The sequence below is a fragment of the Puniceibacterium antarcticum genome, from assembly GCF_002760615.1.
Classification (GTDB): domain Bacteria; phylum Pseudomonadota; class Alphaproteobacteria; order Rhodobacterales; family Rhodobacteraceae; genus Puniceibacterium; species Puniceibacterium antarcticum.
In genome coordinates, this window is sequence record NZ_AWWI01000096.1 from 1 (window position 1) to 21470 (window position 21470).

The 21470-nt window shown below is 59.0% G+C and carries 24 protein-coding genes and 1 other annotated feature; of the genes, 9 read left to right on the forward strand and 15 right to left on the reverse strand.

Translation table 11 applies throughout. From position 1 onward, the window contains the following. Positions 1–126: 126 nt before the first annotated feature. A protein-coding gene (locus P775_RS12925) for an IS5 family transposase (protein ID WP_099911373.1) occupies positions 127–913 on the reverse strand; the annotation gives its coding sequence in 2 pieces (ribosomal slippage) (positions 127–571 and positions 570–913; 789 coding nt in all). Positions 914–1132: 219 nt separating this feature from the next. Here P775_RS12925 and P775_RS12930 point away from each other — a divergent pair. Beyond that, entirely contained in the window at positions 1133–2386 is a 1254-nt protein-coding gene (locus P775_RS12930) for a lytic murein transglycosylase (RefSeq protein ID WP_099911374.1), read from the forward strand. Positions 2387–2525: 139 nt separating this feature from the next. Here the strand turns inward: P775_RS12930 and P775_RS28065 are convergent, their stop codons facing one another. The 8 genes from P775_RS28065 to P775_RS29440 all read right to left on the reverse strand — a co-directional run bounded on the left by P775_RS28065 (position 2526) and on the right by P775_RS29440 (position 7712). Then, the gene (locus P775_RS28065; RefSeq protein WP_180287431.1) at positions 2526–2672 is read right to left on the reverse strand and encodes a hypothetical protein; all 147 of its coding nucleotides are present in this window, start codon (positions 2670–2672) and stop codon (positions 2526–2528) included. A 266-nt stretch (positions 2673–2938) separates the two neighbouring features. Then, positions 2939–3415, reverse strand: a complete 477-nt coding sequence (locus P775_RS12935; protein WP_245875681.1) for a beta-keto acid cleavage family enzyme — start codon at positions 3413–3415, stop codon at positions 2939–2941. After that, entirely contained in the window at positions 3316–4683 is a 1368-nt protein-coding gene (locus P775_RS12940; RefSeq protein ID WP_245875687.1) for an aminotransferase family protein, read from the reverse strand. The genes P775_RS12935 and P775_RS12940 overlap by 100 nt, the downstream gene beginning before the upstream one ends. A gap of 13 nt (positions 4684–4696) precedes the next feature. Beyond that, the gene (locus P775_RS12945; RefSeq protein ID WP_099911375.1) at positions 4697–5458 is read right to left on the reverse strand and encodes an amino acid ABC transporter ATP-binding protein; all 762 of its coding nucleotides are present in this window, start codon (positions 5456–5458) and stop codon (positions 4697–4699) included. Positions 5459–5473: 15 nt separating this feature from the next. Beyond that, a complete protein-coding gene (locus P775_RS12950; RefSeq protein WP_099911376.1) occupies positions 5474–6130 on the reverse strand; it encodes an amino acid ABC transporter permease in 657 nt (218 codons plus the stop codon). Positions 6131–6160: 30 nt separating this feature from the next. Then, on the reverse strand, positions 6161–6808 hold the full coding sequence (locus tag P775_RS12955) for an amino acid ABC transporter permease (protein WP_099911377.1): 648 nt from the start codon (positions 6806–6808) through the stop codon (positions 6161–6163). A gap of 128 nt (positions 6809–6936) precedes the next feature. Continuing rightward, positions 6937–7557 carry a transporter substrate-binding domain-containing protein gene (locus tag P775_RS12960; protein WP_245875682.1) on the reverse strand — a complete coding sequence of 207 codons (621 nt, stop codon included), beginning with the start codon at positions 7555–7557 and terminating at the stop codon, positions 6937–6939. A 26-nt stretch (positions 7558–7583) separates the two neighbouring features. Further along, positions 7584–7712, reverse strand: coding sequence for a hypothetical protein (locus P775_RS29440; protein ID WP_281256086.1), 129 nt, complete (start codon positions 7710–7712; stop codon positions 7584–7586). 163 nt (positions 7713–7875) lie between these two features. On the opposite strand from P775_RS29440, the gene P775_RS28510 reads away from it, so the two are divergent. From P775_RS28510 to P775_RS28070, 4 genes are all read left to right on the forward strand, one after another. Beyond that, positions 7876–8325 carry a LysR family transcriptional regulator gene (locus P775_RS28510; RefSeq protein ID WP_218967685.1) on the forward strand — a complete coding sequence of 150 codons (450 nt, stop codon included), beginning with the start codon at positions 7876–7878 and terminating at the stop codon, positions 8323–8325. 6 nt (positions 8326–8331) lie between these two features. Continuing rightward, on the forward strand, positions 8332–8835 hold the full coding sequence (locus P775_RS28515; protein WP_218967686.1) for a LysR substrate-binding domain-containing protein: 504 nt from the start codon (positions 8332–8334) through the stop codon (positions 8833–8835). A gap of 286 nt (positions 8836–9121) precedes the next feature. Next, positions 9122–10474, forward strand: coding sequence for an oxygen-independent coproporphyrinogen III oxidase (hemN, locus tag P775_RS12970; RefSeq protein ID WP_245875683.1), 1353 nt, complete (start codon positions 9122–9124; stop codon positions 10472–10474). Between the two features lie 303 nt (positions 10475–10777). Then, positions 10778–10921, forward strand: a complete 144-nt coding sequence (locus P775_RS28070; RefSeq protein ID WP_180287430.1) for a hypothetical protein — start codon at positions 10778–10780, stop codon at positions 10919–10921. Between the two features lie 93 nt (positions 10922–11014). On the opposite strand, the gene P775_RS28075 is transcribed toward P775_RS28070, so the two are convergent. The 5 genes from P775_RS28075 to P775_RS12990 are packed head-to-tail and all read right to left on the reverse strand — an operon-like array spanning position 11015 to position 13004. Next, positions 11015–11152, reverse strand: coding sequence for a hypothetical protein (locus P775_RS28075; protein ID WP_180287432.1), 138 nt, complete (start codon positions 11150–11152; stop codon positions 11015–11017). After that, positions 11149–11550, reverse strand: coding sequence for an ExbD/TolR family protein (locus tag P775_RS12975; protein WP_099911379.1), 402 nt, complete (start codon positions 11548–11550; stop codon positions 11149–11151). Before P775_RS12975 ends, P775_RS28075 begins: the two co-directional genes overlap by 4 nt. Continuing rightward, on the reverse strand, positions 11547–11945 hold the full coding sequence (locus P775_RS12980) for an ExbD/TolR family protein (protein WP_099911380.1): 399 nt from the start codon (positions 11943–11945) through the stop codon (positions 11547–11549). Before P775_RS12980 ends, P775_RS12975 begins: the two co-directional genes overlap by 4 nt. Continuing rightward, positions 11938–12573, reverse strand: coding sequence for a MotA/TolQ/ExbB proton channel family protein (locus P775_RS12985; protein ID WP_099911381.1), 636 nt, complete (start codon positions 12571–12573; stop codon positions 11938–11940). Before P775_RS12985 ends, P775_RS12980 begins: the two co-directional genes overlap by 8 nt. Further along, positions 12570–13004: a hypothetical protein gene (locus P775_RS12990; protein WP_099911382.1), complete on the reverse strand. Its 435-nt coding sequence runs from the start codon at positions 13002–13004 to the stop codon at positions 12570–12572. Before P775_RS12990 ends, P775_RS12985 begins: the two co-directional genes overlap by 4 nt. A 461-nt stretch (positions 13005–13465) precedes the next feature. Here P775_RS12990 and pdxR point away from each other — a divergent pair, with 461 nt between their 5' ends. Beyond that, entirely contained in the window at positions 13466–14965 is a 1500-nt protein-coding gene (gene pdxR, locus P775_RS12995) for a MocR-like pyridoxine biosynthesis transcription factor PdxR (protein ID WP_099911383.1), read from the forward strand. Here pdxR and P775_RS13000 read toward each other — a convergent pair. Beyond that, entirely contained in the window at positions 14962–16596 is a 1635-nt protein-coding gene (locus P775_RS13000; protein WP_099911459.1) for a GMC family oxidoreductase, read from the reverse strand. The two genes, pdxR and P775_RS13000, sit on opposite strands and share 4 nt — an antisense overlap. Positions 16597–16973: 377 nt before the next feature. Between P775_RS13000 and P775_RS13005 the strand changes: the two genes are divergently transcribed. From P775_RS13005 to P775_RS13015, 3 genes are all read left to right on the forward strand, one after another. Then, positions 16974–18626: an MFS transporter gene (locus tag P775_RS13005; RefSeq protein ID WP_218967692.1), complete on the forward strand. Its 1653-nt coding sequence runs from the start codon at positions 16974–16976 to the stop codon at positions 18624–18626. Positions 18627–18756: 130 nt separating this feature from the next. Next, the gene (gene purU, locus P775_RS13010; protein WP_099911385.1) at positions 18757–19641 is read left to right on the forward strand and encodes a formyltetrahydrofolate deformylase; all 885 of its coding nucleotides are present in this window, start codon (positions 18757–18759) and stop codon (positions 19639–19641) included. A gap of 201 nt (positions 19642–19842) precedes the next feature. After that, positions 19843–19898, forward strand: a sequence feature (sul1 is cis-regulatory element that is thought to sense ions involved in sulfur or methionine metabolism; They are found in Alphaproteobacteria). Between the two features lie 73 nt (positions 19899–19971). Beyond that, positions 19972–21468 carry a SulP family inorganic anion transporter gene (locus P775_RS13015; protein WP_099911386.1) on the forward strand — a complete coding sequence of 499 codons (1497 nt, stop codon included), beginning with the start codon at positions 19972–19974 and terminating at the stop codon, positions 21466–21468. Positions 21469–21470 lie beyond the last annotated feature (2 nt).

Consider the following 21470-nt stretch of genomic DNA (forward strand, 5'->3'; position numbering starts at 1 on the left):
GGTCCTTTCGGTTGGGCCAGAGTCTATCTCAAACTGGATTAGCTGCAGGGGGCAACGTCACAGAGATTGTAGCGTAAATCCGTCTGGGGAAAGGAGAGCCCCGGACATCAGCCAGCTTGTGCTAGGTCATGTTGACAAAAAACGGACCCAGAGGCGAATGGACGTGATGTCTATGAAGCCCAAGAAGCTCGCGGCGATTTTATCGTAGCGTGTGGCGATGCGGCTAGCATTTTTCAGTTTGTTGAAGCACCGCTCGACCAAGTTGCGCAATGAATACAGCGCATGATCGACACCGACACGCATCTTGCGTGATTTGCGCATAGGAATTTGGGTGAGCACGTCCCTCGCCTCCATCTTTTTACGAATGCTGTCAGCATCGTAGCCTCTGTCTGCCAACAGGACGCTCGGTTCTGGCAGGTTGTCGACCATGACTAGATCGAACCCCAGGTAATCGGATGTCTGGCCTGGCGTGATCTCGGTCCTCATTGGCAGGCCTGCTGCATTGACGCGAAGATGGATCTTGGTCGTGAAGCCACCTCTTGAGCGGCCAAAACCCTGTCGCGGAGTCCCCTTTTGAGCCCGCTGCCTGATGGTGCGCTCGGATCACGGTACTGTCGATCATTTGGAGGGCGTCTGGCACAGCCTTGCTTTCGTTCAATGCGTCCATGATCTGTTCCCACAGTCCTACAAGTGTCCAACGCCGAAACTGCCGGTAGACGCTGCACCATTTTCCAAATTCTTCCGGCAGATCGCGCCAAGGCGCACCGGTCCGTGCGATCCAGAAAATTCCATCAAGAACAATGCGGTGGTTCTTGGGTTTGCGTCCGTTCGGAGCGCGGACGGTCAGGATGAAATGTTCAAAGAAAATCCACTCTTCGTCCGACATGAGGTCTCGTGCCAAGCTGATCTCCATTGCAGATACCAGCTTGAATCATGGTCAGCGAATGGTGTGAATCCCTTTTGTCAACACGACCTAGGTTCGCGCCTCGCCCCGGCTCAAAAGCTTGCGCCGGGGCGCTTCGAAATGCTCTTTTTACAAATACCAGCTCGTGATCTCTCCCCCCTTGCGCGCGTACTGCGAAACGCACACTCTGATCGCAAAACAGGTAGAACCTGGAAAAGGGGCAGTAGTATGCAGATATCTCGACGTTTTATGACATTGGCAGGTGCGGCGGCCTTGCTTTCGGGTTGCGGTTTGAGCGCCGGAACAAGGTTCGGGGCACCCTCCGGGAGCAGCGCTCCGGACCCTGGTTTGCAGCCCCAGCCAAACGCGGCGTATGACGCTTGGGTTGCCGCATTCCGAAGCCGTGCCAGCGCTCAGGGCATATCAAGTCCGATACTTTCCGACGCTTTTCGCAAGGCGGGTTATCTGCCGGGGGTTGTTGAACGCGATCGGAACCAGACCGAATTCTCCCGCTCGTTAGAGGATTACCTTGCCATCGTTGCTTCGCCCGACAAGGTGGCGACGGGCCGTTCTGCCCTGTCTCAACAGAGCGGCGTGCTTGGTGAGATTGAAGCGCGCTACGGCGTGCCTGCCCGCGTTACCGCCTCTGTCTGGGGGATGGAGAGCAATTATGGCACACGTCGCGGCGATATCCCGGTGATCTCCGCAACGTCTACGCTCGCCTATGATGGGCGCCGCGGGGAATTCTTTGAAAAGCAGTTGATCGCCGCGCTTAAAATCCTGCAGAACGGCGATGTGACCTCGTCCGGTCTGGTCGGCAGTTGGGCCGGGGCGATGGGTCACACGCAGTTTATCCCCACCACGTATCAGGCATATGCCGTGGATTTCCGCGGCGACGGACGGCGCGACATCTGGTCGGATGATCCAACCGACGGGCTTGCATCGACCGCAGCCTATCTGTCGGCCTCTGGCTGGCGTCGGGGTGTTCCGTGGGGGCAGGAAGTGCGTCTGCCCGCAGGTTTCGAAGGCTCTCTGGCCGGTCGGGCAAGAAAGCGGTCGGTGGGAGAGTGGACTGCGCTTGGGGTGCGTTCTGTCGCGGGTGGCAGCCTGCCGGATCATGGTCCGGCCGCGTTGCTGCTGCCATCGGGCGTCGTTGGCCCGGCGTTCCTCGTGTATCGCAACTTTGACGTGATCCTTCGGTACAACAACTCCGAGAACTATGGCATCGGTGTCGGCTACCTGTCCGACCGCATCGCTGGCGCCGCGCCCCTTGTGGGTCGGTTTCCGCCGGATCGCTTCGGGTTGACCATGGATGATCGCCAGAGACTGCAGCAGCGCCTGACATCGCGCGGGTTTGACACCGGCGGCTCTGATGGCGTCATCGGGCCAAAGAGTGAAGATGCGATCAGGGCTTATCAGACACGCTTCGGTCTTGCTGTAACCGGCCAGCCCTCGCGCGAACTGCTGATGCAGCTGGGGTGATGTATGAGACGGTGTCGTTGCACATTTGAATGGGACGACACTGTCAACTCTTCGCGGCCAGGGATTAGCTTGTCCCCGGCGATGGCACTATCAGCCAACAACGGGGCCGGGTTTCCACTGGTGACGGACGCAACGGATCTCAGGCTGTTTCAATCAAGAAATCTCGCGGCGTGCCGGTCAGGAACACGGTCGTCTCACCCACCTGCGCGGTTAAATCGAGCCAGGCATAGGCGGCACGTGCGTCCGGAATCTCGTCATAAACGGAAAGTTTCAGAAAACGTCCCATGTTGCGAATCACACCTTCCTGAAGGGTCCGCGCGAGTAACTTGCGGCCCAGCTACTGGCCACGCGCGTCTTGCGCGACCCAGAGCTCACTGACGAACAGGCCCGCGCCGCCGCGCGTAGTGGAAAACACGGGCGCGGCAAGGACGGCACCAACCGGCTGGTCATCACGGGTCGCGATCAACGCAAGACAGGTCGCGCCCGCAGGGCAGTGTCGAGCATGGGAATTTGCGCATTGCGCACCAATGCGATGGTGATCGCCTCCATCGCTCAGATCCCGGTCCGGTCGGCACCTTTTAGGTGCAGCATCTCGCGCGCCTCGTCCGGCGTGGCGATTGTGCGTCCCAGCTCTTCTGCAATGCGGCGGATCTTGGCGACCTGTTCGGCATTGTTGCGGGCCAGAACCCCGCTCGAGATCATCAGGCTGTCTTCCAGCCCGACGCGCACGTGACCGCCCAGAATGGCGGACATTGTGATAAACGGCATCTGATGCCGTCCTGCGGCTAAAACCGAAAAGGCATAGGTGTCGCCGAACAGTTTGTCAGCAATCAGCTTCATATGTGTCAGGTTTTCCGGGTCCGCCCCCATGCCACCCAACACACCAAAGACGAACTGAATGAACAGAGGTCCCTGCACCAGCCCGCGATCTACAAAATGTTTGAGCATGTAAAGGTGGCTGATGTCATAACATTCGAATTCGAAACGGGCGCCACGGCTTTCGCCCAACTCCTGCAGGATATGAGCCATGTCGCGGGGCGTGTTCTTGAACACCAGATCATCGGCGGGCAGACAAGGAAGTGATCGCCCGAAGTGCCCCCGCGCGTGCGGCGGGAATAGATGATCAGGCCGTTGTCATAGGCGATGTCGACCAGCCGGGAATGGGCGTTGAGGGCGGCAGGCAAGGGGGCCTTTGTGTCGCGGTCGGCCATCAGCTCGAACGCCGTCAGCAGGCCCTTGCCGCGCACGTCCCCGATCAGCGGATAACGCTGCATCAGGCCATGCAGACGTTGCGCCAGCACGTCGCCCATGCGGGCGCCGTTGCCGGTCAGGTCGTGCTTTTCGATCTCGTCCAGCACAGCGCAGCCCGCAGCACAGGCAAGCGGATTGCCCGCATAGGTGAAGCTTTGGATGAACCCACCCGCGCTCATCACCGCCTCGACAATATCATCCCGCGCGATCATCGCACCAAGCGGCACGTAGCCGCCGCCAAAGCCTTTTGAGATAGAGACAAGGTCAGGCACCACACCCCAGTGTTCGGCGCCGAAAAAGTGGCCGGTGCGCCCACCGCCGGTCATCACCTCGTCATGGATCAGCAGCACACCGTAGTGCGTGCAGATTTCGCGGATGCGCTGCATGTAGCCCGCAGGCGGCACCAAAGCGCCGGTCGATGCCCCGCCAACAGGTTCGACGATAAAGGCCAGCACGGTGTCGGCGCCTTCTTCCAGTATCTTCGCTTCCAGCATATTGGCATAATGCAGACCGGTTGCCGGATCGTCGGCATCCAGCCCGTCAAGATAGGCGCGGGGTGCCGCCACCTTGGGCATGCGCATCATCATAGGATCAAACGGCGCGGCCATCGGGGCATAGCCGGTGATAGCGAGGGCACCCAAAGTGCAGCCATGATAAGAGGGATAGCGCGAGATCATCTTGAAGCGCTGTGACTGGCCTTGGGTCAGAGCATATCGGCGCGCCATCTTCAGCGTGCTTTCCACCGCCTCGGACCCGCCAGAGACAAAGAAGATCTTGTTCAGCCCTTCGGGGGCCAATGCCGCAGTCTTGGCCGCCAGCAGTTCAGATGCCTCTGTCTGGAAATGCAGTCGATAGCCAAAGGTGGACTTTTTCATCTGGGCGCGCATTGCGTCAAGCACGGCGGGGTTGGAATGACCGATATTGCTGACCATCGCGCCGCTCGACCCGTCGATATAGCGCTTGCCGTCCGTGTCCCACATATAGATGCCCTCGGCACGGTCGAGCATGGGTCGGGGCGATTTCGTCTGATAGAACAGTTTGCTTATTTGGGTCACGCTTTCAGCGACTGAGGTGTTTGCGCAGGAAATTGCGGGTACGTTCTTCTTTTGGGTTCTGGAAAATGACAGCAGGTGGTCCCTCTTCGACCACGACGCCCTGATCCATGAACAGCACACGGTCGCAGACAGAGGCGGCGAAATCCATCTCATGCGTCACGATGATCATGGTCATGTGCTCTTCGGCGAGCTGCTTCATTACGAGGTTCACTTCTTCCACGAGTTCGTGGTCAAGCGCCGATGTCGCCTCGTCAAACAGCATCACCTTGGGCTTCATCGCAAGAGCACGGGCGATGGCGACGCGCTGTTTCTGCCCGCCGGACAGGCGCGAGGGGTGTTCGTCGATTTTCTCGGTCAGGCCGACCTTGGCCAGCTGTTCCTCGGCCAGTTTGTTCGCGTCTGCCTCTGACAGACCTTTCAGCATGCGAGGCGCGAGGGTGATATTGCCGCGCACAGTCAGGTGGGGAAACAGGTTGAAATGCTGAAACACCATGCCGATGTTCTGGCGCACCTGATTGACATGCGCCTCGTGCTGGCGATGCGGCAGCGTCTTGTTGATCTGAACATACTCCAGCCAGACCTCACCCGAGGTCAGCGGATCAAGCTCGTTGATCGCGCGCAGGAGCGTCGATTTGCCGGACCCCGACGGCCCGATGATGGCTACGATCTGGCCGCGCTCTACACTCAGGTTGATGTCCCGCAGGACCTGCAGCTTGCCAAAGCTCTTGGCGGCGTTCTTTATGGTGACAAAGGCCTGATCTGTCATCGCAAAATTCCTTTCTCAGCGCGAAGCGGCGATGCGGCGTTCCAGATGGCGAAGTCCCGCCTCCAGCGCGAGGTTGATGATGTAATAGCAAAAGGCGGCGGCGAGGTAGAATTCGAACGGGCGATAGGTCCGGCTGATGGCCTGCTGGGCCGACAGATTGAGTTCCATAACGCCGATCACAGAGACCAGCGCGGAATCCTTGAGCAGCGCGATCATGTTGTTGCCCATGGGTGGGATCACCGCACGCACCGCCTGCGGGATCACGATCCGGCGCAAGGTCTGTCCACGCGACAGGCCAAGTGTGCGCGCACCCTCGTACTGTCCCTTGTCCACGGCAGGGATTGAGGCCTGTATAAGTTCGGAATTGTAGACGGCAAAGTGCAGCCCCAGCCCGATAACCCCTGCAGCAAATGCCGGCAGGTCGATGCCCACCTCTATAAGCCCGAAATAGATCAAAAACAGCTGAAGCAGCAGTGGTGTGCCCATGAACAGAAAGGCAAATGCACGCACAGGCAGGCGTAGCGCCCAGTGGCCATAAAGCGCGATGACCGCAAAAACGATGCCGCCGAAAAAGCTGAGCAGACCGGCGCAGATCGTGATGGCGACAGTCCAGCCCGCACCCATCAAAAGCGCGCCGAAGTAGTCCGGCACCACTGTAAAATCAAGCCCCATGGGTGCCTCCTGTCATGTGGTGCGCATGGCTCATGTGATCCGTGCCCGACGGTCGAGCAAGCTGATGCCCTGACCGACCACATAGATGATGATCATGTAGAGGATCCCAGAAAGCAGGAACATTTCGAACGGCTTGTAGGTTGAGCCGATAAAGCGCTGCGCCGTATAGGTGAGCTCGACCACCGAGATGGGGGCGATCAGGGCCGTGCCCTTGATCATAGCGCTGATGTTCACGCCAAGGGGGCGGATCATCATGCGCGCAGCCTGCGGCAGAACCACCTTGCGCATGGTTTCCCAGCGGCTCATTCCCAGCGTTCGCGCAGCCTCTGTCTGGCCCTTGTCCACGGACAGGATGGCGCCTCGGATGGTTTCGGTCATGTAGGCGCCGATGTTCACGCCAAGGGCGATGGTCCCGGCGGAAAAACTGTCCAGCTGGATGCCAATCTGCGGGCCGCCAAAGTAAAGGATAAAGATCTGGATCAGCGCAGGCGTGCCGCGAAACACGCTGACATAGATGGCGGCAATCCAGCGCAGCACCGCCAGCCGTGACAGGCGGGCCGCTGCCCCCAGCGCACCGCAGGTCAGACCAAGAATGGCGGTCAGGATCGACAGCTTGATGGTCATCCAGGCAGCCTCGATAAAGAACGGAGAGACCCTCAGGATCAGTTCAGTGTCCAAATCACCCGCCTTTCAGAGATAGTCGTCGCATTGATGTATCGCTCTCAGGCGAAGAGGCGATCGGTCGCTGTAATCGGAAACATCCTTGCAACGGATGCCCGCCAGGAAAACCCAGCAGGCAGGCATGGTTAGCGGATGTCGCCGCCGACCCATTCATTGGCAATCGCAAGGTAGGTGCCGTCGGCCATCATGTCGTCCAGCGCCTTTTGCATGGCAGCAGCAAGATCGGGATTGCCCTCGCGGATCGCGATGCCGGCGCCAATAGGTTCCGCCGTGGGGTCGTTGACGACGGCCAGATCATATTGACCGGCCTTCATCGCAAGCATCACCGGGATCGAGTCATTGACGATCGCTTCCACACGACCATTCTCAAGCTCAAGAAGAAGCTCTGGCAGGCCTTTGTATGTGTTGATGTCATAGCCCTGATCGCGGGCCCATTGTTCATGCGTTTCACCCAAGGTTACGCCGACCTTGCCATCAGCCAGTTGAGCAACCGTGGTGACGTCCGATCCGGCCTTGGTGAAAATCGCTCGCTTGGTGTTGTAATAGGGGCCGACAAAATCAATCACCTCGTCACGCTCTGCCGTGATCGACATGGACCCGACAACGGCGTCATATTTACTGGCAAGCAAGCCACCGGTGATACCATCCCAGGTGGTGATGATGATCTCTGTCTTCAGGCCCATGCGTTTGGCGATCTCGGTACCGATGGCGGGGTCAAAGCCGACAACTTCGTTCTTTTCGTTCACAAAGTTGAACGGAGGTTACTGACCGCTCATGCGATGCGCAGCACGCTGCGTTCCGTGATATCTGCCAATTCATCTGCGCTGGCGGCGAGCGGCGCGAGGGCCAGCCCCGTCAGGGCAATCGAACTAGCCAGAAAGCCGCGACGCACTAGATTCATTTGATTTTTCATTCCTGTTTCCCCGTTGGTGTTTTGGTGACTGGGATGCCGTTTTCCCAGCGACCAGGTGAATCGCCGACAATAGATCTTGTGCGGTGCAAGTTGCATTGCGTTGCAGCATCAGGCGAATAGATATACAAAATTCTTTGGATAGATCTCATCTATGTTAAAGCCTTACGAACAGCGGTTCCCCTGGAATCTGGACTGGAACCTGCTGCGCACCTTCATGGTCGTGGTGGACGAAGGTGGCATTACGCCCGCGGCGCATTTTTTTGGTCTCAAGCAGCCGACGATCAGTGCCGCACTGAAACGGCTAGAGGACATCGCGGGCTGCAAGCTGGTCAACCGCTCGCCAAAGCATTTCAGCGTCACGCCTCTGGGCAAGGTTCTTTATGCCGAGGCAAGCAAAATCTTTGGCAAAGTGTCGCAGTTGCCGGACCTGATGAGCGGGCTCGAGGATCAGGTGACCGGTCAGATCAGCATCGCCATGGCAAGCCATGTGGTCTCGCCACATTTCGACGCGGTTCTGGCGCGTTTCCGCGCGCTTTATCCGCGGGTGAGTTATACGATATCGACCGTCGACAGCAGGGATGTTGTTGCCCACATTCAGTAGAACCGCATGACGTTTGGCGTCTGCCTTTTGCACGAACAGCCGTCAGTGGTGCAGACGAGGGTCCTATATCGCGAGTATTTTGGCCTTTTCTGCGGCCCGCCGCACCGACTGTTCGGCAAAAACGATATAGATGTCTCAGAGCTTCGCAACGAACACTCGGTGTCCTTTGAATCTGATGAATTAAACGGCCCCTTGTCCGGTGTTGCGCATCTGCGCACATGGCTTGGAATGCGGTCGGTTCCACGCGGTCTGTCTTCCAACCTGCCCGAAGTGCGCCGCATGATCGTCACCAACATCGGCATCGGTGCTCTTCCGGTGCATGTTGCGCGTAAAGACGTGCAAGCGGGTCTGTTGTGGCAGGTCCCGCCCTATGACTCACTCCCAGCAGTGGACATTCATATACTGACCAATGCGCGCCGCAGCCTGAACAGCGCGGAAAAACTTCTGCTTGATCTGCTGAACACCGAACTGGATTCTGTCCCGCTGACAGAACGGACCTACAGCGCCTGAGCTGGATGATTTGCATCCGAGACAGCGCACTGACCGCCTTTAATGTCGTTGCCCAAAAGGCTCTTGTCGCGGTTTGATCTGTGTCAATGTTCGTTTGCGCGACTTTGTCCAAAGATACCGGTGATCTGGACTGCGGTGCTCATCTTAAAACCTGAAGATGCATCCGCCCACCTACCCGGAGGGCAAAACAAACTTAGCCCGCTTGCCCAACCGCTTCGCCTTTGGCCGGTGCATGTGTTCGCGCGTCACTGCGTCAGCCTGAATGAACTCTGTCCCGAAAGTGCACATGATGGATTCCGTTTATAACCGCTATGCCAGCCGCGCAACGCCGCGCTACACCAGTTATCCCACAGCGCCGCATTTTCAGAAGGGCTTTGCCGAAACGCGGTATCGTGACTGGCTGTCCGATCTTGATGTGAACGATCCGATCTCTCTTTACCTGCACGTGCCATTCTGCCGCCAGATGTGCTGGTATTGCGGTTGCAACATGAAGCTGGCGTCGCGTTACGGACCCGTCGCAGACTATGCGCAGATGCTGCGCAAAGAGGTGGCGCTGACCGCCGAAGCGCTGCCTGGACGCATGACCATATCACACCTGCATTGGGGCGGCGGGACCCCCACGGCGCTGTCACCCGACGACCTGCAAGGTCTGATGCAGGATGTACGAGCGCGCTGGGTTTTTACCCCGGATGCCGAGATCGCGATCGAAAGTGATCCGCGCACCCTGACTGCGGAAATGGCGGCGCGGATTGGTGAACTTGGGTTCAACCGCGCCAGCTTTGGCGTTCAGGAATTCAACATGCATGTGCAAAAGGCCATCAATCGCGTGCAACCCCCTGACATGGTGCGCAGATCCGTTGAACAACTGCGTGCGGCCGGCGTGTCGGGAATAAACTTTGACCTGATCTATGGCCTGCCCTTTCAGACCGCTGCGAACCTTTTGGAAACCGTGAAGCTCAGTGCGGCCATGCGTCCCGACCGCGTTGCCCTGTTTGGCTATGCTCATGTGCCATGGATGGCCAAGAACCAGCGCATGATCAAAGACGCCTCCTTGCCTGGTGCAGAGGAACGTGCCGCACAAGCCGCAGCGGCGGCAGAAGCCATGGTGGCAGAAGGTTACATCGCGATTGGTCTTGATCACTTTGCACTGCCTGCAGACGCCTTGGCGGTTGCTGCGCACGCAGGCCAGTTGCGGCGTAACTTTCAGGGCTATACGACAGATCAGGCCGAAACTTTGATCGGCATGGGTGCCACGTCAATCGGGCGCACGCCATCCGGCTATGTGCAGAACATCACGGAAATAGGTGCCTGGTCCCGTGCCGTATCCAACGGGCACTTGCCTGTCGCAAAAGGCCTGCCCTTTGTGCAGGATGACCGCTTGCGGGGGGAAGTGATTGAACGCTTGATGTGTGACGGCCACGTCGATGCTGTGGCCGTCGGACAAGAACACAACGCCCCCGAGGGATGGTGGTGTGATGCCTTTCACCGCCTTGAGGAAATGCAAGCCGACGGTCTTTTGACCCTTTGCCAAGGAAAGGTTCAGATGACGTCCCGAGGTCGCCCGCTGGTACGCATCGCAGCTGCGGCCTTTGATGTCTATCTGCAGGACAGTGTAGCACGCCATTCTGTTGCGGTTTGAATGTTGACTCGGAACTTGCTTTGCTATGAGCACTTCGGCGCGAACTTGGCGTAGGTGGTCTTAAGGCCTACGCATTAGAGGTTCGGTTGATGGCTCTAAAACAGCTGCTGCAAGCCGAGCAGTGTAACAACGCCGATTTCGCGGCTGGTTCCCCGCAGCAGAAAACGCGGACTTGAAAGGCTTTCTCGAGAAAAGATTCCGAACGGCGGATGGCGGTATAGCCAACCTGATCCTCTCCGGAGGTATCCTCAGCAACCTGCGCGAACTAGAGCCAGTGTCATTCTGAAGTCAAAGACGGTCGATGTGCGCGGCACACTCACCGGCATTGTTGAAGAAACGCCTGAGTTCAACAACAGGCGCCTGCTTGGCCCCATCGGAAAAATTCCGCAAGCAGAGGCTGAAGAGAACTTCGATGCACAGCGTGACGTCCTCGAAATGCTCGCATGAAATGAACCTAACGGTCTCCGATGAAACCGAAGCGGTTCAGGCCGACATATTCGCAAAGCTCCCAAGCTGGGCTTCTTGTCTGCCTTGATAGCTTTAAATATCCAGAAGTGTTTGCGGAAAGATGCTGTAGGCCAGCGCACCGTACACAGTTCCGGCCACGGCAAGAGCCACAACTTTCGTTGCTTCGGACGTGCCGGTTTCGGACATCTGGCGCTGGCGCGCAATACTCATTTCAGACCCCGCTCCGTTATCACCACCACGCGAGTGGCGCCCGCTGCCCGGAGCTTGGCTGCAAGGGCAACCAGATCATTGGCCGAGAGCTCGCGGTCAGGCACGATCCGCGCGACCGGGCCTGCCTGCTCGGTGAGCGCACCCTTTGACTGCAACTCCATGAAAGCTTCGGGAGAGGCGATGTCCTCTCCCCGATAGCTCAGCCGTCCGTCCGCATGAACAACCAGCGTATCCGGTGGCGCGCGCCCGTCCAGATCTTTGGTCTGAACAAGATTTAGGGCATTGTCGAGCGGCTGTGCAAGCGTTCCGGCCACCATGAAGAAGACCAACATGAGAAAGACTATGTTGATAAGCGCAATGGTGGGTTCGCCCTTGGTTGTGCGCGATATCCGCCTCATGACGACCCTTCCAGAATCACCGGCGCAATTCCCGCAACACCCCGGATCGCAACAAGAAGATCCATCAGCCTTTGCGAAGTGACACCGTCGCGCAGCGCCACCAGAACCGAGCGCGGCGTCGTGATGTCTGCGTCGTCGCCCAGTTGCCCGCGCAATGCCTCTGCAACCATATCCAGAGCAAAAGTCTGACCATTCACGCTCACCTCCTCCCCGGACAGCCGCAGGAAAAGCGGCGGCGCATCGCTTTTCGCGCCAGAGGAATGAGCCGAAGCTGTCAGTTCCACTTCGGAGAATTTTGAAAAGGTGGATGTCAGCATGAAGAACAGCAGCAGCAGGAAAATGACGTCGATCAGCGAGGTCATGGAAAGCTTGCGGCGCGCGCCAGGCTTACGCATGGCATGCCGCCGATTTTGCTGACTCAACAGGCAAACCTTCAACCTGGGCGAGCAGGATCTTCGGAATAGCCCGCAGTGCCAAGACGCGTTCAGCATCCATACGGCCTTCGAACCAGCTGAGGATCAGCGCGGTCGGCATGGCAACGGCAAACCCCACCGCGGTGGTCAGCAGCGCCACGAAGTTTCCACCAGCATGGATAGACGGATCTACCTGCGCTCCAGCGCGATGATGCGCCTGAAATGTAGAAATCATGCCGAAAAGCCCCATAAGCGGTGCAAGCGGCGCCGCTGAATCCAGAAACCGCATCCCCCGTTCGAGCCGGGCGAATCGGCTTTCGGCCTCAACCCTTTGCGCCGCCTCTGCATTAGATTTGAACGCCATGGCAATCACCGGCGGGAGGTAGCTTCTGGAGCGATCCAGCGCCGCGCGTGCAGGGCTGTGCTCGCACGGATCCCATGCCGCGACCGATTCCAGAAGCCCCTTATAGCGTCCGACCCAGACACCCGCGAATTGCCATATCTTGCAAAGTACCACCGTCAGAGTCAGGATCGACACCGCAATCAGCAGCAGGACAACCGGACCACCCAGTGCATAGATCTTTTGGTAGAGTGTGAAGAGTTGGGTCAACCCGTCACCTTGATCGTCGTGCGGCTGTTGAGTTGCAGGCCGCTTTCACAGGCTGTGGCGTCCATATCTTCTGCCTCGCAGGTGTTGACGCCGTTGAAGAGGATCTGACCAAGGTATTCGCAGCGTGTCCCGGACACGACGAACTGACGCACACGTGGTCGCCCGGCAGGAAGCGCGCCAAAATCGAACAGTGTCAATCGATCAACCTGTCCCTGCGCATCGAACAGAACTGTTTCAAAGACCGCTTTCAAGATGTCAGAGCCACGTCCGTTAATAACCAGAAAAGACAATTTGCAACTCTGTTCTTCGGACTGGGCTGCGTTCAGTTCCATCGACAGATGTGCCCCTGCTGGTTCTTGCGCAAATGCGGTGGGGGAGAGGGAGAGAGCTGTAACGCCAACTAACAGGTATCTGAGAATAAGAGTTTTCATGGAATGTGGCTCTTTTTTTCTACTTGGGCGCCGCTGCGCAGTTCAACAGTAAGCAACGGCCCGATGAAGCATTTCGGATCGCTGAGAATGAAGCACGATTCGTGAGAAAGAGCAATTACTGATAAAAAGAGTCAGGATTTACTTGCCTCCGGTTTGAGCGCCCTTGATGTGTGTTTCGCCCTGGACGGGCAGAATGGCCTGAACGGCAGATCGCAAAACGTATGGCTTACTCTGATGGTCGATTGTGCAGTCCGCGCTCCTCAGTGGCCAGAAAGAACTCTTGGCCAACTCTGACATCCGCGTGCTTGTCGGTCACGTGCAAGAGCCCCAAACAGGGAATCTGCAAAGGCCGCTCTTGAATTGGCCTTATAAGGCGGCCCACTATAAAATCTGCCCCATACCAATGACGTAAGAACAGCGTCTGACGGCGGGGCGTCGACGTGACAAAAAGGACAGCAATCGTGGTAAAATATCCCGGCGGTGCGCTTATCCCGTTGCTCCACGTAGATCGGCGGGAACATGGCTCGATCCGTATCCAGCTCGTCTGTGCTCTGCGCAAGATGATCGTCGAAGGCGATCTGGCTGCGGGACAAAGACTGCCGTCCAGCAGGATATTGGCGCGGGATCAGGGCGTTTCGCGCACTACCGCGATCAATGTATACGAACAGCTCACCTCGGAAGGGCTAATATTTTCGCGAGTCGGCGCAGGGGCCTTTGTCAGCGAGGTGCTTGAAAAGGAAAGGCCAAGCATTCCTGCCCTCAATGACCAGGAGGTTGGCGCGATCAAGCCCCGTGTCGCAGAGTTGAGCCAGCACGCCTCCGAGCAGTATTTCCCGCGCCTGTCGCATCCCGAAAACCCACGCGCCTTCATCACCGGCATTGCCGCGTTCGACCAGTTTCCCATGGCGCTCTGGTCAAAACTCAACGCTCAGTTCTGGCGCAAGCCGCGCAATGCGGTTTTGGGCTATCCCGATGCCGCAGGCCTGTCCGAGCTGCGGCGCGCCGTCACGGTCCATTTGCGGGCCAACCGCGGCATTGTCTGCGACGCCGAGCAGGTGTTCATCTTCAATGGCGCGCAAGATGCCTTTAACCGGATCGGAAACATGCTGCTCAACCCGGGGGATCGCGTCTGGTTCGAAAATCCCGGACCGATCGGCGCGCGTAACAGCCTAATCACCAGTGGCGCAGAGCTAGTCCCGGTCCCGATTGACGACGAAGGTCTGGACGTTGCCGAAGGGCTGCGCCTGTCGCCGGAATTCCGACTTGCCTTTGTGACGCCCGCGCATCAGCATCCGCTTGGCGTGACCATGTCCCTGCGTCGCCGTTTCGAGCTGCTGGACGCTGCGAGTCAGAATGGCGCCTGGGTGCTTGAGGATGATTACGTGGGCGAGTTTCGGTATTCCGGCCCGCCGCCGCCCACCCTGAAAAGCGTCGATACAACCGGCCGGGTGATCTATGTCGGCACGTTTTCTAAGTCGATGTTTGCGGCCCTGCGTCTGGGTTATGTGGTCGCCCCGAGCGAGCTTGCACCGGTCTTTCGCCGGATCGCCGAGGCCACGATGCAGGGCGCGCCGACCAGTTTGCAATCGGTCATGGCGCGTTTCATCACAGAGGGCCATTTCACGACCCACATCCGGCGCATGCGTCGGGTTTATGCAGAACGCCAGACAGCCCTGACCGAGGCGGCAGCGCAATATCTGGGCGGCCTGATGACGGTCAACCCGACCGACACCGGGTTTCAGATGATCGGACATCTCGCCCAAGGACTTGATGAGGGGGAGCTTTGCGCGCGGTCGGCAGCACAGAACATCCTGATTTCACCAATCAGCCGATTTGCCATCACACCGGTGAAACAGCGCGGAGTCATCCTTGGTTTCAGTGCGGTATCGCCGCGAAACATCGAGATTGGCGTAAAGGGCCTCGCGGCGATCCTTCGACAAATGCAGGCCGAGCAGGGCTAGCTCAGACCGGTGATGCGCGCCGCGTCTTGCAGGATCATCTGAGCGCCTTTTTCACCCACCATCATTGAAGGGGCGTTGAGGTTGCCTGACGTGATGCGCGGAAAGATCGAGGCATCCACCACGCGCAGCCCGTCAAGCCCATGCACCCTGAGCCGCGCGTCGACAACTGCGCTTTCCTGTGCCGGCCCCATCGAACAGGTGCCGCAGGGGTGAAAGACCGTGCCGGTCCGCGCCCTGATATCGGCAATCATCTCTGCATCCGACGTGATCTGCGGCCCCGGTTTGAGCTCCTGCGCGATGATGTCCTGCATCGGTGCCGTGGCGGCGATCCGGCGCAGCATATTGCCGGCTTCCAGAAGCTCGCTCACATCCTCGTCGCAGCTGAGGTAATTCGGCACGATCTTTGGTGGCGCGGCGGGGTCGGCAGAGCGGATGTCAATAGATCCCCGGCTTTTGGGGTGACAATTTGAAACCCCCATCAGAAAGCCCGAAAAGACATCGGGACTCATCAGCGCCCGCTTGCCGGGTTGCGCGCGGGTGTAACTGACCGGTGAAAAGTACAACTGGATATTGGGACGGCTGTGAGCGGGGTTGGTGCGCACAAATCCACCCCCTTGATTGACACTCAGCGACAGGGGCCCTGTTCGGATCAGCACATATTGCAACCCGACGCGAAGCCGCCCCCACCACGGACGCAGCACATCATTAAGCGTCGGTTTTTTGCTTTTGTAGAGATGATCAAAACCGACATGGTCCTGCAGGTTCTGACCAACCATCGGCGCAGCATGGAGCACATCAATGCCAAGCGGTTTGAGCGTGGCGGGATCTCCGATACCAGAAAGCTGAAGGATCTGCGGTGAGTTTACCGCGCCGGCCGAAAGGATCACCTCTGCACGGGCAGTCACCTGCTTGACCTCAGTGCCCTGAAGATACTCCACGCCAACCGCGCGCTTGCCGCGAAACAGGATGCGGGTGACATGAGCCCGTGTCCTTACGTCGAGGTTGCGGCGCTTGCGGGCCGGCTGCAGATAGGCCGTTGCCGCAGAACACCTGAATCCGCGCCGCGTGGTGATCTGGTAGATGCCGACACCTTCCTGTGTCGCGCCGTTGAAATCGCTGTTGCGCGCGAGGCCCGCCGCTTCGGCCGCCGCAAGGTAATTTGCGCAGAGCGGGTGAACACTGTCTTCGATGTTGGAAACGGTCAGCGGCCCATCGCAACCGCGCCATTCATCCTCGCCTGCCAGATTGTCTTCCATTCGACGGTAAATCGGCAGCAGCTCGTCAAAAGACCAGCCCGGGTTGCCAAGGGCGGCCCAGTCATCGAAATCACCAGCCTGCCCGCGGATATAGACCATGGCGTTGATCGAACTCGATCCGCCCAACACCTTGCCCCGCGGCCAATATGCCGGTTTCCCGGTCGTGCCCGCATCCGGTTCGGTGCTGTATTTCCAGTTTAGCTTTGCGTCGTGAAAGGCCTTCCCGTAGCCGATGGGCATACGCACCCAAAAGTTGAGATCGCTGCCGCCAGCTTCGAGAAGCAAGACACGTGTTCCAGGATTTTCCGAAAGCCTGCTGGCAAGGACGCATCCGGCAGACCCTGCACCGATGATGACATAGTCAAAGCTGTCCATTCTGGTCTCCCGCATCCATTGTTTCATTTCAGCCTCCTTCGTATCAAAGGCTGTCATGCACCTTCAACTAATACGGTTGGACAGATCCAGTCGCGATCCATTCCGATAATGAGCGGATACCAATTCCAAGACGTGATCCGGCACATATCCCCCAGCCATCACCTGCGGAGTGTCGCAAAACAAAGGCCAGAAGACTCTTCTGCGACACCTGGGACGTTACTAAGTCACAATTTCATGCAGCGTCTGGTATGCAATCCATTCGCTTCATTCATGATCACGCCTGGAGTTGCCCCTTTGTTGTGAAACCTTTAGCAAGCAAATGATCGGCTTGGGTCGTCCGCCTTGGCAGGTGGACAGGCTGATATCTGAGGAGAGCGATCCTGCAAGAGTCTACAGTATCCCCGTTTTCGGTTCCGATCTTCCGGGCCATCTGGCTTGCATCGATGTCATCAAACTTTGGCGGGCTGGTGCAGGCGGTCGGGGCGTCATGGCTCATGACTTCGCTGTCAGATTCACCGCAAGAGGTCGCGCTGGTGCAGGCCTCGACCGCACTGCCGATCATGATCTTTTCACTGATGGCGGGGGCGATTGCCGACAATCTCGACCGGCGGCGGGTGATGCTGTTTGCGCAGGTCTACATGGTGATCACCTCCATGCTGCTCGCCTGGTTCGCCTGGAATGACTGGCTGTCGCCTTGGGGCCTGCTGGCCTTTACCTTTGCCATCGGCTGCGGCACCGCGCTGAACAACCCCGCCTGGCAGGCATCGGTCGGCGACATGGTGCCGCGCAACGCCCTGCCCGGGGCGGTCGCGCTCAACTCGATGGGGTTCAACATCGCCCGCTCGGTCGGACCTGCCATCGGCGGCGCGATTGTCGCCGCAGCCGGGGCCGCCGGGGCGTTCCTCACCAATGCGGTAAGCTATGTGGCACTGATCGCGGTCCTGCTGCGCTGGAAGCCAGACACAAAGCCGCGCGCCCTGCCCCGCGAACGGATCGGCACCGCCATGGCCGCCGGGCTGCGCTATGTGGCCATGTCGCCGAACATCCGCATCGTGCTGGTGCGCAGCTGCGTCTTTGGCGCCGCCGCTGCCGCAATTCCCGCGCTGATGCCGGTGGTGGCGCGCGATCTCATCACCGGCGGGCCGCTCACCTATGGCATCCTACTGGGCGCTTTCGGCATCGGCGCGGTCGGCGGCGCACTGACCAGCGGGCGCCTGCGCGCGCGCCTCACCAGCGAAAAGATCGTCCGGCTTGGCAGCCTCGCGCTGGTCATCGGCGGCATCGGCACGGGGCTCAGCCATTCCATGTGGCTCAGCGTGCCCGCGCTGATGGTCGCAGGCTCGGGCTGGGTGCTGGCGCTGTCCACCTTCAACGTCACGGTGCAGCTGTCGACGCCGCGCTGGGTCGTGGGGCGGGCGCTGTCGCTCTACCAGATGGCGACCTTCGGCGGCATGGCGGCGGGGGCATGGGGCTTTGGCTCGATTGCCGAGGCGGACAGCGTCACAACGGCCCTGCTTTGCGCTGCAGCCCTGCAGGCAGTCGGCGGGGTGCTCGGATTTGTCCTGCCGCTGCCGCACAGTGGCGAAGAAGACCTCGAACCGCTGGACAGGCTGGGCGAGCCGGAAACAGAGGTGCCGATCCACGCCCGTTCCGGCCCCATCGTGATCAACATCGAACACCGCATCGCCGAGACGAACATTCCCGCCTTTATGCGCGTGATGAACGAACGGCGCAGGATCTGCCTGCGCGACGGCGCCAAACGCTGGACGCTGCTGCGCGATCTGGCGGAACCGGAACTCTGGATCGAACGCTACCATGTGGCCACCTGGCTCGAATACATCCGCGACCGCGAACGCCGCACCCGCGCCGATCTGGACAATTTCGAACGCATCCGCGCCCTGCATATCGAAAACCACGAAACCCGGATTCACCGCATGATCGAACGCCCCGTCGGCTCGGCCTCGTCCGATCATATCCCCGGCGCACGCGAGGCTGGCGATCCGATGACCGATCCCACCCGCGCAAACTGACAACCGCGCCGCATTTTGTCGTTTCCGGGGGCCTTGTGGACGCTTGCCTTCTACGGGACAAGGCGCGGCGCGCGTAACACTGGCCGCGCGCACCCCTGCATCAACGCCTTTGCCATCATAGAGATATCCCATGTCAAAATACTGCCTCACGGTGACCTGCCCCTCGACCCGTGGGATCGTGGCCACGATTTCCACTTACCTTGCCGCCAATGGCTGCAACATCACCGACAGTTCGCAGTTCGACGATCTGGCCACGGGGCGGTTCTTCATGCGGATGAGCTTTGTTCCCGAAACCGGCGTCACCCTTCAGGAACTGCAGGACGGCATGGCCGAAGCGGCCAGGCCATTCGGCATGACCTACGGGTTCCACGACGAACGCCGCAAGGAAAAGGTCGTCGTGATGGTGTCGCGCTTTGGCCATTGCCTGAACGATCTGCTCTACCGCTCGCGCATCGGCGCGCTGCCGATTGAAATCGTCGCCGTCATCTCGAACCATCTGGACTACCAAAAGGTCGTGGTGAATCAGGATATCCCCTTTTACTGCATCAGGGTCACCAAGGAAAACAAACCTCAGGCCGAGGCGCAGATCCTGTCGGTGGTCGAGGATACCGGCGCCGAGCTGATCGTTCTGGCGCGCTACATGCAGATCCTGTCGGACACGATGTGCCGCAAAATGTCGGGCCGGATCATCAACATCCACCATTCCTTTCTGCCCTCCTTCAAGGGCGCGAACCCCTACAAGCAGGCGCATGAACGCGGCGTCAAACTGATCGGCGCGACCTCGCATTACGTGACCTCGGATCTCGACGAGGGCCCGATCATCGAACAGGACACCGTCCGCGTCACCCATGCCCAAAGCCCCGAAGACTACGTCTCGCTCGGACGCGATGTCGAGGCGCAGGTCCTGTCGCGCGCCGTCCACGCCCATGTGCACAAACGGGTGTTCCTGAACGGTGACAAGACCGTCGTGTTCCCCGCAGCCGCCGGGGCCTTTGCCTCCGAACGTATGGGCTGAGCGGACATTTACGGCGTTTCGGGCTTAACCCGAAACGCTGTCGCGCGAAATCAAGTCGTCCATGCCGGGGATTGAAGGCCGCAAGTCAGCTTGGGACGTCTTTGCAATGCCCATCCGTTTCTCAAAACGCCCAAATCTCCACGGTCAGTCCATTGCCCCTTGAGCTTTGGGAAAAAATCACGTCTATGGGCTGCAATAACGTCAGGACCCGGTGAAAGCCCGGGTGGCTCTTCCGGCCGCTGATCCGCCGGACAACCCCTAAGTTAAGCCCAAACTGCATTGCCGGACCGTCTTTGCAAAGGCCTTCCGACACAGGGTATTGGACTGTTCATGATCTCAATTTCTGAATACCGACAGCAATGGTTCGGTAACGTTCGCGGCGATCTTCTCGCGGGTCTCGTCGTTGCACTGGCGCTGATTCCCGAAGCCATCGCCTTTTCCATCATCGCAGGCGTGGACCCCAAGGTGGGGCTCTATGCCTCTTTCTCGATCGCGGTGCTGATTTCCTTTACCGGCGGTCGGCCGGGCATGATTTCAGCCGCTACAGCCGCCACAGCCGTCCTTATGGTGACGCTGGTCAAGGACTACGGCCTTGAATATCTGCTTGCCGCGACCGTCCTTGCGGGGCTGCTGCAGATCGGTATTGGCTTGCTCAAGCTTGGGCGGTTCATGCGCTATGTGTCGAAATCGGTGATGACCGGTTTTGTGAACGCGCTGGCGATCCTGATTTTCATGGCGCAACTGCCCGAGCTGAACCTTGGCAACCCCGGCGTCACCTGGCTGACCTATGCGCTTGTCGCAGTCGGGCTGGCCATAATCTATCTGTTCCCGCGCATCACCAAGGCCGTGCCGTCGCCGCTGGTCACGATCATCGTGCTGACGCTGATTGTGGTCGCCACGGGCTGGGATGTGCGCACCGTGGGCGATATGGGCGCGCTGCCCGACACCCTGCCGGTGTTCCTGATCCCTCAGATCCCGCTGAACCTTGAAACGCTGATGATCATCTTTCCCTATTCCGCCGCTGTTGCCGTGGTGGGCCTGCTGGAAAGCCTGATGACGCAGAACATCGTCGATGATCTGACCGACACCAAATCCAACCGCAATCAGGAGTGCATCGGTCAGGGCATCGCCAACAGCCTCACGGGCTTTATCGGCGGTATGGCGGGCTGTGCGATGATCGGCCAGTCGATCATCAACGTCAAATCCGGCGGGCGCGGACGCCTGTCGGCCTTTACCGCAGGCACAGTCCTGCTGATCCTCGTGGTTGGTCTGGGTGATCTGGTGGCGCGCATTCCCATGCCCGCGCTGGTTGCCATCATGATCATGGTGTCAATCGGCACCTTCTCCTGGTCTTCGATCAAGGATCTGCGGCTGCATCCGAGATCGTCCTCTGTTGTGATGATCGCAACGGTGGCCACTGTGGTCTATACTCACAACCTGGCCATTGGTGTTCTGGTCGGCGTGCTGCTGTCTGGCATCTTTTTCGCAGCAAAGATCGCCCAGCTGTTCCGCGTCTCGTCAACGCTGTCTGCGGATGGGCGCGAGCGGACCTATGTGATCGAGGGTCAGCTGTTTTACGGCTCGACCGAGGATTTTGCGAATGCCTTTGATTTCAGCGAGGTGCTTGACCGTGTCATAGTCGATGTCAGCCGCGCGCATATCTGGGACATCAGTTCCGTTCAGGCGCTGGATATGGCGATCCTCAAACTGCGCCGTGAAGGCGCCGATGTCGAGGTGGTCGGCATGAACACCGCGTCAGAGACCCTTGTCGACAAGCTTGCCATTCATGATAAGCCCGGCGCGGCGGACAAAATGATGGGCCACTGAGG

Coding starts and splice junctions, on each gene's coding strand:
- P775_RS12930 (WP_099911374.1), top strand. CDS start 1,133: ATGCAGATATCTCGACGTTTTATGACATTGGCAGGTGCGGCGGCCTTG.
- P775_RS28065 (WP_180287431.1), bottom strand. CDS start 2,672: ATGGGACGTTTTCTGAAACTTTCCGTTTATGACGAGATTCCGGACGCA.
- P775_RS12935 (WP_245875681.1), bottom strand. CDS start 3,415: ATGGCTCATATCCTGCAGGAGTTGGGCGAAAGCCGTGGCGCCCGTTTC.
- P775_RS12945 (WP_099911375.1), bottom strand. CDS start 5,458: ATGACAGATCAGGCCTTTGTCACCATAAAGAACGCCGCCAAGAGCTTT.
- P775_RS12950 (WP_099911376.1), bottom strand. CDS start 6,130: ATGGGGCTTGATTTTACAGTGGTGCCGGACTACTTCGGCGCGCTTTTG.
- P775_RS29440 (WP_281256086.1), bottom strand. CDS start 7,712: ATGAATCTAGTGCGTCGCGGCTTTCTGGCTAGTTCGATTGCCCTGACG.
- P775_RS28510 (WP_218967685.1), top strand. CDS start 7,876: ATGTTAAAGCCTTACGAACAGCGGTTCCCCTGGAATCTGGACTGGAAC.
- P775_RS28515 (WP_218967686.1), top strand. CDS start 8,332: ATGACGTTTGGCGTCTGCCTTTTGCACGAACAGCCGTCAGTGGTGCAG.
- hemN (WP_245875683.1), top strand. CDS start 9,122: ATGATGGATTCCGTTTATAACCGCTATGCCAGCCGCGCAACGCCGCGC.
- P775_RS28075 (WP_180287432.1), bottom strand. CDS start 11,152: ATGAGTATTGCGCGCCAGCGCCAGATGTCCGAAACCGGCACGTCCGAA.
- P775_RS12975 (WP_099911379.1), bottom strand. CDS start 11,550: ATGAGGCGGATATCGCGCACAACCAAGGGCGAACCCACCATTGCGCTT.
- P775_RS12980 (WP_099911380.1), bottom strand. CDS start 11,945: ATGCGTAAGCCTGGCGCGCGCCGCAAGCTTTCCATGACCTCGCTGATC.
- P775_RS12990 (WP_099911382.1), bottom strand. CDS start 13,004: ATGAAAACTCTTATTCTCAGATACCTGTTAGTTGGCGTTACAGCTCTC.
- P775_RS13000 (WP_099911459.1), bottom strand. CDS start 16,596: ATGGACAGCTTTGACTATGTCATCATCGGTGCAGGGTCTGCCGGATGC.
- purU (WP_099911385.1), top strand. CDS start 18,757: ATGTCAAAATACTGCCTCACGGTGACCTGCCCCTCGACCCGTGGGATC.
- P775_RS13015 (WP_099911386.1), top strand. CDS start 19,972: ATGATCTCAATTTCTGAATACCGACAGCAATGGTTCGGTAACGTTCGC.